Here is an 8,510-nt window from a genome sequence, read left to right as displayed (position 1 = left end):
CCCGCCACCCCCCCCCGCTCCCCACCACCCCGCTCGCGGACCAACACCACCCCCCCCCCCCCCCCGGCGGGGGGGGGGGGGCGGCGCCGCCCCCCCCCCCCCCCACCGCCGTCGCATGCTGACCTAGAAGAACACAGACCGCCGCTGCACCAACAGCTTGGCCCCTCCTGTCTGCTGTCCTCGCACCGCTCCGCGGGCTTCGCACGGCTGCGCCGGACTCCGTCCGCCGACTCCACTCAGCCCGCCAAAGACCCGCCGCCCCACCGAACGGCCCCGTCAGAAGAACACAGACCGCCGCTGCACCAACAGCTTGTAGAGCGTGTGCTGAATCTGTTCCCGCACCTGATCCGTCAGGTTGAACATCAGCATCGGATCCTCCGCCGCCTCCGGCGGGAAACCGTCCGTCGGGATCGGCTCGCCGAACTGGATCGTCCACTTCGTCGGCAACGGGATGCCGCCCAAGGGCCCGAGCCACGGGAAGGTCGGCGTCAGCGGGAAGTACGGGAAGCCCAATACCCGTGCCAGAGTCTTGGCGTTGCCGATCATCGGGTAGATCTCCTCCGCCCCGACGATCGAGCAGGGGATGATCGGAGCGCCCTGCCGCAGGGCCGTGGAGACGAAGCCGCCCCGGCCGAACCGCTGCAGCTTGTAGCGCTCGCTGAAGGGCTTCCCAATGCCCTTGAAGCCCTCCGGCATCACCCCGACCACCTCGCCCTGCGCCAGGAGCCGTTCGGCGTCCTCCGAGCAGGCAAGGGTGTGCCCGAGCTTGCGGGCCAGCTCGTTGACCACCGGCAGCATGAAGACGAGGTCGGCCGCGAGGAGCCGCAGATGCCGTCCCGCGGGGTGATGGTCGTGGACGGCGACCTGCATCATCAGGCCGTCCATCGGGACCGTCCCGGAGTGGTTGGCGACGATCAGCGCGCCCCCCTCCGCCGGGATGTTCTCGACGCCCTTCACCTCGACCCGGAAGTACTTCTCGTACAGCGGCCGCAGCAGGGACATCAGGACCTGGTCGGTCAGTTCCTCGTCGTAGCCGAAGTCGTCGACCTCGTAGTCGCCCGTGAGGCGCCGGCGCAGGAAGGACAACCCGCCCGCGATCCGCCGCTCGAGGCCGCCCCCGTCCTGGCCCAGCCGTTCCTCACCCGTCACAGGAACATCATCCTGCCCGATCGCCCTGGTGGGCAGGGGCTGGACCTCACCGACCTCGCCGATCTCCCGGACCGGCGCGGGCTCGCCGTTCCTGCGCCGGCTCCCCGCGCCCCGGCGCCGGGGCGGCCGAGCTACGGCGCTCCCCCGGGTCCGGTCGTCGTCGAACGGAATGACCTTGGCGTCCGCCATCGTTGATGCGCTCCTCAGTTGGCGCTCTGCGTCGGGGGGTGGACCGGCCGCCGGGCCGGGGACCGGCCGCCGCCGCCCGGCAGCGGCACCGCGGCGATCCGGTCGACGGCCCCGGCGACGGCCTCGGGCGGCAGCAGTCCGGGTCCATGGCTGCGCGCGAACTCCGCGAACGTCTCGGCCGTGGTGTACCGGGGCGTGAACCCCAGCGTCTCGCGCATCTGGACCGTCGACACGACCCGGCCGTGGGTGAGCAGCCGGATCTGCTCGGGCGAGAAGTCCGTCATGCCGAGCGTACGCACCAGGGACCCCGCCCAGGTGACGGCCGGCAGCAGCAGCGGCACCGTGGGCCGCCCGATCCGCCGCGAGCACTGCGACAGCAGCAGCACGCCGTCACCGGCGATGTTGAAGGTGCCGCTGTTGAGCGTGCCCCGCTGCGGATCGTGCGAGGCGATCCGCAGCACCTCGATCACATCGTCCTCGTGCACGAACTGGAGCCGGGGGTCGTAGCCCAACACGGTCGGCAGCACGGGCAGCGAGAAGTACGAGGCGAGCGGCGTCTCGGCGGTGGGCCCGAGGATGTTGGCGAACCGCAGCACGCACACGGCGACGTCGGGCCGCCGCCGGGCGAAGCCCCGCACATACCCCTCCACCTCGACCGTGTCCTTCGCGAAGCCGCCGCTCGGCAGCGACTTGGCCGGCGTGGTCTCGGTGAACACGGCGGGATCACGCGGCGCGGACCCGTACACGTTCGTACTGGACTTCACGACGAGCCGCTTCACGTTCGGCGACTTCTGACACGCCCCGAGCAGCTGCATGGTCCCGATGACGTTGGTCTCCTTGACCGTGGTCCGGCTGCCACTGCCCAGCGCGGTCGCGGTCACGTCCAGGTGGACGACGGTGTCCGCACCGGTCTCGGCCAGTACCCGCGCGATGGTGGGCTGCCGGATGTCGGCCTGGATGAAGTCGGCGCCCCCGAGATGGTGCTCGGGCCGCACGGCGTCCACGGCGACCACCCGGTCGACCTGTGGGTCACGCTGGATCCGTCGTACGAACCGGCCCCCCAGCTGACGGGCCACTCCGGTAACGAGCACGACCTTCCCCAAGATCAGCGCCTTCCTTCCGTCCTGGAACCGCTGCCGCCCTGCCGAGTTCCCCGTCTGCGGGCCAACTTAGCGGGTCGGTGTTGCGCTGTGATGACCACCCGATGCACGAGGTGACCAGAACGTGCGGTCGTACGCCCAGATCAGCCATGGTGCCCGTCCAGGCATACGCACAGCGTTCAACCGACCGCACGACACGTGCATATACGTGTGGCCCCCCACCGATAACACGATGGGGGGCCACACGACGCCAACGCGGCTCGCGTCGCGCGAAGTAAGAACCTGCGCTTACTTCTTGTTGCGACGCTGAACGCGGGTGCGCTTCAGCAGCTTGCGGTGCTTCTTCTTGGCCATCCGCTTGCGCCGCTTCTTGATAACAGAGCCCACGACTACCCTCGCTCACTTCTCATCACTCGGTGCTGGGCGCCATGGGCCCATACGACCTACGAGGGGCTAGCCTACCCGCCTACGGGCTGAGGTCGTAATCGAGGGGCTGGAGGGGCCCGAGACGGCCCTGGGGCCGGCCCCCTCCAGCCTGAGGCCTGCCCCTGCGGACAGGCCCCGGGACCTCGGCCGTCAGGCGGTTTCCACCCCCACGTAGCTCTCGCGGAGGTACTCGTGAACCGCTTGCTCGGGGACGCGGAAGGACCGCCCCACCCGAATCGCGGGCAGATGACCACTGTGCACCAGCCGGTACACGGTCATCTTCGACACTCGCATCACCGAGGCGACTTCCGCCACGGTAAGGAACTGAACCTCGTTCAGAGGCCTCTCGCCAGCTGCAGCCATGACACACCTGAACCTTCCGCACTCGACTCTTCGGCCACCGGCTTCCCCTTCCGGTGACTCTTCGTCGCTGCGTGCTCACTCCCCAATGTAGGGGCGGGTGATGCGAGTGGGGAAGAGGTGCACCCATCAGCGGCCTACTGTGACAGACACGCTCGATTGAGTACGTAGCGGGTCAGCGGCCTGTAGTAACCGGACCGCACAGCGTCATCAAGTGGAACGACGACGGAGACGACCCCCTCAGCCTCCCCCACGAACAGCGCGGGGTCATCGGTGTCCGCCAGCCCGATGGCCTCAAACCCCAGCTGACCTGCCCCGCAGACCCACCCGTGGTCCCCGATCACCAGCTCGGGCAGCGGCCCACCGCCCTCAGCAGCCGCGGCCAGAGCGACCCGAACCGGCAGCGGAGAATGACTGTGCACACCGGTCGCACAACCGGCGCGTTCGACCCCGGCCTCCCGGACGACCGCGACCCCCCGTACGTAATCAAGGTTGTGCCTACGTAGGCCGAACCGGGTCGTTATGTCGACACAGTGACCCTGCGCCGGGGTGAGGACATCACATCCCGCCGCCGACAAAGCGTCTGCAAGACCGGCGTAGAACCCCAGCAACCGATGGGGATGCCCGGTGCCGAGGAGCACGGGAGCACCACGCTGGGCAACCGAGGCGAGCCGCGCCGCGAACGCGTCCAGCGCGGCGACCGTCCGCTCGGGATCGATCACATCATGCCCGGACACGCATCCGGGATCGGCCGAAACCCCACACCTGTCCGCCATCAACTCGATCAGATCCCGCTGCCCCCAACTCCATTCAGGATCAAGACCGATCAACACCCGAGGATCCCGAGCAGCGAACAGCCGATAACTCCGCAGACTCTCCTCCCGCGAGGTGGCCACCACCCCGGCCAGCCGCGCGGCAAGCAGATGCGCCCGAAGGGCCTCGGAACTGAGCACGGGAGCGATGCTGACGCACCCCGCCCTCGACGGGGCTGAAATCGGGCGAACACCGCACGGTTGGCGTAAGCACTTCCAGCCCGGGGGCGGCGGGGGCGAAAAACTACGCCAACAGCCCACGCAACGGAAAAACCGCCCGCCGAGTGGCCAGCACAGCTTGATCCAGCCGATCAGCGGGGTCGTACCCCGCGTCCCACTCCGCATACTCCACCGGCCACCGCCCATCGGTCATCCGCCCCGGCCCCAACTGCCGGGTACGCGCGAACACCTCCTGCCGCCAGCTCTCCGGAATCACCGTCTCCGGAGCCACCGGCGCCCCCGCCGCCACCCCCACCAGATGCGCCCACGACCGCGGCACCACCTCCACCACCGCATAGCCGCCCCCGCCCAGCGCGACCCACTTCCCACCGGCGTACTCGTGCGCCAGCTCATGACAGGCCACCTGCACAGCCCGCTGCGCGTCGAGAGACACCGCGAGATGGGCCAGCGGATCCTCGAAGTGCGTATCGGCCCCGTGCTGGGTCACCAGCACATCCGGCCGAAAGTCCGCGATCAGCTCCGGCACCACCGCGTGGAACGCCCGCAACCACCCGGCGTCCCCGGTCCCCGCCGGCAGAGCGACGTTCACCGCGGACCCCTCCCCCGCCCCGGCCCCGGTCTCCTCGGGCCACCCGGTCTGCGGGAACAACGTCCGCGGATGCTCGTGCAACGAGATCGTCAGCACGCGCGGATCCTCCCAGAACGCCGCCTGCACCCCGTCCCCGTGATGCACGTCCACGTCCACATACGCGACCCGCTCGGCCCCCAGCTCCAACAACCGGGCAATGGCCAGCGACGCGTCGTTGTAGATGCAGAACCCCGACGCGCCCCCCGGCATCGCATGATGCAACCCGCCCGAGAAGTTCACCGCGTGCAGCGCGTCCCCCCGCCACACGGCCTCCGCCGCGCCCACGGAGAGCCCGGCGATGAGAGCGGACACCTCGTGCATCCCGGCGAAGGCCGGATCGTCCATCGTCCCCAGCCCGTACGACTGGTCCGCCGCCCCCGGCTCCGCCGACGCCGCCTTGACGGCCTCGACGTAGTCCTCCCGGTGCACAAGCCGCAACGTCGACTCCCCGGCGGGCTTCGCCGCGACGACGTCCATCTCGCGGTCGAGCCCCAGGGCACCGACCAGCCTCCGGGTCAGATCCAGCCGGACCGGATCCATCGGATGCTCGGGCCCGAAGTCATAGCCCGTTACTGCCTCGTCCCACATCAGCTGTGCGCGGCCGCTCATGCCCGCCACCGTATCGGTCCGGTTGAGCGGCGAACGACCGGGCGTACACCAACGTCACCAGCACCAACACCATCGGCACCGCCATCGCCCCCCGGTAGCTCCAGGCATCGCCCAACGCCCCCACCAACGGCGAACCGACCAGGAAACCGACGTAATTGAAGATATTGAGACGAGCGATCGCCGCATCCGAAGCCCCCGGGAACAACCGCCCCGCCGCCGCGAACGTCTGCGGCACCAGCACACACAACCCGAGCCCCACCAACGTGAACCCCAGCATCCCCACCCACGCCCCGGGCGCGACAGCCACCACCGCGAACCCCACAGCCGCCACCACGGCCCCCAGCCGCACCACCGCCGCGGCCCCGAACCGCCGCACCCCGACGTCCCCGATGGCCCGCCCGAGCAGCGTGGTCACCATGTAGACGTTGTACGGGACGGTCGCCAGCTGCTCCGAGCTCCCCAGCACGTCCTGCAGATACTTCGCACTCCAGTTGGAGACCGTCGAGTCCCCGATATAGGCGAAGGCCATCACCAGACACAGCGGCAGCAACAACTTGAAGCCGACACCCGACTTCGCCCCGGCACCGCTCCCGTCCTCCGCACCGGCCTCCGAGCCGCCCCCGTCGACATACCACCGGCTCCCCAGGAGAGCCACCGGCAGCAACACCGCCACCACCGGCAGATACGACACCCAGAGCGCGAGATGCCAGTGCGCCCCCGCCCACGCCAGCGAGGCCCCCACGATCCCGCCCAGGCTGAACACCGCATGGAAACTGAGCATGATGCTGCGCCCGTACGTCCGCTGCAGACTCACCCCGAGCATGTTCATCGAGGCGTCCAGCGCCCCCACGGCGAGCCCGAAGACGGCCAGGGCGATCCCCAACTCGGCCAGCCCCCGCCCCGCCCCGACGCCGAGCAGCGCCAGCAGCACCACCGGCTGGGCCCAGCGCAGCACCCGGCTGGGCGGTATCCGCTTCACCAACTGCTCGGTCGTCACGCTCCCGACCCCGGCCAGGATGGGCACGGCGGCGAGAAAGACGGGCAGCAGCGCGTCCGAGACCCCGTACCTGTTCTGGATGGCCGGGATCCGGGTCACGAGCAGAGCGAAGGCGACTCCCTGCGCGAAGAAGCTGAACGCCAAAGAGGCCCTACCGCGCCGCAGCACATCTGTCATGGCGGCGAGCGTAGGGCCCCGGCGTACTCGTGGGTAGATCCAGCCAAAGATGAATTTCCCTCAGCTTTCCCGGATTCACCGGGCGAGGGCGAGCTCAGCCCTCCCGACCTCGGCCTCTGCAGCCTCCCCGGCCGCCGCCGCCTCGAACCTGACCATCGCCTCCATCGGCCCGGCCCCGAGCGCCCCACCGAGCCCGATCCCCAGCCCGATCGCCACGACCATGACCACCGACCCGAGCCACAGCATCGTGTCCACCGGCACCGTGTACGCCCCCCCGACCCGCACGACGCACTCCGCGAGCAGCACCACACCCCACACGACCGAGAAGGCCCGCTCCCGCCTCCGGAAGTCCGCCGACGCGACCGACGCCCCACTCTCCAACCGCTCCCAGGCGGCCTCCCTGACCGCGTCGCCCTTCACCAGGAACGGCTTGAGCCCGGCGGTCATCATCGGCCTCCCCAACGCCACGGAGACCAGGATCCCGATCCCGACCGTGCTGCTCACCCCGCTGTCCTTGGCCAGCATCAGCCGCGGCTCCCCGGAGAGGAAGCTCAGCACCAGCCCGACCAGGTTGACGACGAGGATGAGCCCCGCGAGCCCGTTGACCGTCCGCTCCCGCACCGCGCTCCACAGCGTCCGCCCGGCCGGCACCACACTGCTCCAGGCGAGAGCGGCGAACGTGCTCATCCCGAACGCGCTCTTGAACAGGTAGTACGACCCGAGCGGCACCGCAACGTCCACGATGAGCGGGGCGAAGGCATTCAGCTTCTGGTGCCGGCTCTTGCGCTGGTTCGTCGTCATGCCCTCAGCTTCGCCGCCGGGACAGGTCCCCCGGTAGAAACGATCGTCCGGAGCTACGCATGACAAATGTCAGGCCGCCCGTCAGATCAGCAGGTCGGCCAACTCCCCCATGCGGGAGAAGAGTTGGGTGGCCCCCGCCAGCTTCGCCGCCGGCGTCATCGCGGTGAACCCGTACACGTCCATCCCGGCCGCCACAGCCGCCTGCACCCCCAGCGGACTGTCCTCGACGACCACACACCGCTCCGGCGCCGCCCCCATCCGCTCAGCCGCGTACAGGAAGAGATCCGGAGCCGGCTTCCCCTTCCCGACATCCTGCGAACTGAAGATCCGCGAGTCGTCGAACCACCGGTCGAGCCCCGTCGTCCGATGCCCCACCCGAATCCGCTCATGACTCCCGGACGAGGCCACGCAGTACGGCACCCCGTCCGCGGCCAGTTTCGCGAGGACGTCCACGGCGCCCGGCACCGGCTCCAGCTCCCGCTCGAAGGCCGCAAACACCCGCCGGTGAAAGGTGTCGTCGAACTCCGCCGGCAACCGCTCCCCCGTGCGTTCCTGCACCAGGTCGTGGATCCGGTGCATGGCAGAGCCCATGTAGTCCCGGATGGAGTCCTCGTAGGAGGTGGGGTGCCCGAGCTCGGTCAGATAGCCGGCCAGCAGCCGGTTGGAGATCGGCTCGCTGTCCACGAGGACACCGTCGTTGTCGAAGATCACCAGGTCATAGCGCATGACTAAGACCCTAAACGAGCCCGAACGCAGAAAACCCCCGCACCTAATGGTGCGGGGGTTTCCCGTAATATTTGTTCGGCGGTGTCCTACTCTCCCACAGGGTCCCCCCTGCAGTACCATCGGCGCTGTAAGGCTTAGCTTCCGGGTTCGGAATGTAACCGGGCGTTTCCCTCACGCTATGACCACCGAAACACTATGAAACTGTGAATCTGCCGCACCATACCGTGACCATGGCATGGGGCCGTTCGTGGTTTCAGAACCAACACAGTGGACGCGAGCAACTGAGGACAAGCCCTCGGCCTATTAGTACCAGTCAGCTTCACCCATTACTGGGCTTCCACATCCGGCCTATCAAC

9 protein-coding genes and 1 rRNA gene are annotated in these 8,510 nt (G+C 69.0%); all 10 read right to left on the bottom strand.

Annotation, left to right across the window (positions count from 1 at the left end):
* Positions 1-276 precede the first annotated feature (276 nt).
* Entirely contained in the window at positions 277-1,338 is a 1,062-nt protein-coding gene (locus ABZ725_RS00050; protein WP_358800605.1) for a lysophospholipid acyltransferase family protein, read from the bottom strand.
* A 14-nt stretch (positions 1,339-1,352) separates the two neighbouring features.
* Positions 1,353-2,441 (bottom strand): NAD-dependent epimerase/dehydratase family protein, encoded by a 1,089-nt coding sequence (locus ABZ725_RS00045; RefSeq protein WP_358800604.1) that lies wholly within the window; start codon positions 2,439-2,441, stop codon positions 1,353-1,355.
* A gap of 285 nt (positions 2,442-2,726) precedes the next feature.
* Positions 2,727-2,825 (bottom strand): AURKAIP1/COX24 domain-containing protein, encoded by a 99-nt coding sequence (locus ABZ725_RS00040; RefSeq protein ID WP_003948845.1) that lies wholly within the window; start codon positions 2,823-2,825, stop codon positions 2,727-2,729.
* Between the two features lie 189 nt (positions 2,826-3,014).
* A complete protein-coding gene (locus ABZ725_RS00035) occupies positions 3,015-3,227 on the bottom strand; it encodes a helix-turn-helix domain-containing protein (protein WP_004984898.1) in 213 nt (70 codons plus the stop codon).
* 134 nt (positions 3,228-3,361) lie between these two features.
* Positions 3,362-4,177: a phosphatase gene (locus ABZ725_RS00030; protein WP_358800603.1), complete on the bottom strand. Its 816-nt coding sequence runs from the start codon at positions 4,175-4,177 to the stop codon at positions 3,362-3,364.
* Between the two features lie 103 nt (positions 4,178-4,280).
* Positions 4,281-5,453, bottom strand: a complete 1,173-nt coding sequence (locus ABZ725_RS00025; protein ID WP_351920799.1) for an acetoin utilization protein AcuC — start codon at positions 5,451-5,453, stop codon at positions 4,281-4,283.
* Positions 5,404-6,627 (bottom strand): MFS transporter, encoded by a 1,224-nt coding sequence (locus tag ABZ725_RS00020; protein ID WP_358800602.1) that lies wholly within the window; start codon positions 6,625-6,627, stop codon positions 5,404-5,406. Before ABZ725_RS00020 ends, ABZ725_RS00025 begins: the two co-directional genes overlap by 50 nt.
* A gap of 75 nt (positions 6,628-6,702) precedes the next feature.
* Positions 6,703-7,428 (bottom strand): VC0807 family protein, encoded by a 726-nt coding sequence (locus ABZ725_RS00015; protein ID WP_358800601.1) that lies wholly within the window; start codon positions 7,426-7,428, stop codon positions 6,703-6,705.
* An 81-nt stretch (positions 7,429-7,509) separates the two neighbouring features.
* Entirely contained in the window at positions 7,510-8,154 is a 645-nt protein-coding gene (locus ABZ725_RS00010; RefSeq protein WP_358800600.1) for an HAD family hydrolase, read from the bottom strand.
* Between the two features lie 73 nt (positions 8,155-8,227).
* Positions 8,228-8,344: ribosomal RNA gene (rrf, locus tag ABZ725_RS00005) — 5S ribosomal RNA — on the bottom strand.
* Between the last annotated feature and the right edge of the window lie 166 nt (positions 8,345-8,510).

Origin of the sequence: Streptomyces sp. NPDC006872 (assembly GCF_040635845.1) — a bacterium.
In the GTDB taxonomy this organism is placed as follows: Bacteria; Actinomycetota; Actinomycetes; order Streptomycetales; family Streptomycetaceae; genus Streptomyces.
This window is presented reverse-complemented; position numbering and strand designations above follow the sequence as displayed.

What these genes read in the sequence shown, in the direction of transcription:
- ABZ725_RS00050 (WP_358800605.1), bottom strand. Translation starts at nt 1,338, where the DNA reads ATGGCGGACGCCAAGGTCATTCCGTTCGACGACGACCGGACCCGGGGG.
- ABZ725_RS00035 (WP_004984898.1), bottom strand. Translation starts at nt 3,227, where the DNA reads ATGGCTGCAGCTGGCGAGAGGCCTCTGAACGAGGTTCAGTTCCTTACC.
- ABZ725_RS00025 (WP_351920799.1), bottom strand. Translation starts at nt 5,453, where the DNA reads ATGAGCGGCCGCGCACAGCTGATGTGGGACGAGGCAGTAACGGGCTAT.
- ABZ725_RS00020 (WP_358800602.1), bottom strand. Translation starts at nt 6,627, where the DNA reads ATGACAGATGTGCTGCGGCGCGGTAGGGCCTCTTTGGCGTTCAGCTTC.
- ABZ725_RS00015 (WP_358800601.1), bottom strand. Translation starts at nt 7,428, where the DNA reads ATGACGACGAACCAGCGCAAGAGCCGGCACCAGAAGCTGAATGCCTTC.
- ABZ725_RS00010 (WP_358800600.1), bottom strand. Translation starts at nt 8,154, where the DNA reads ATGCGCTATGACCTGGTGATCTTCGACAACGACGGTGTCCTCGTGGAC.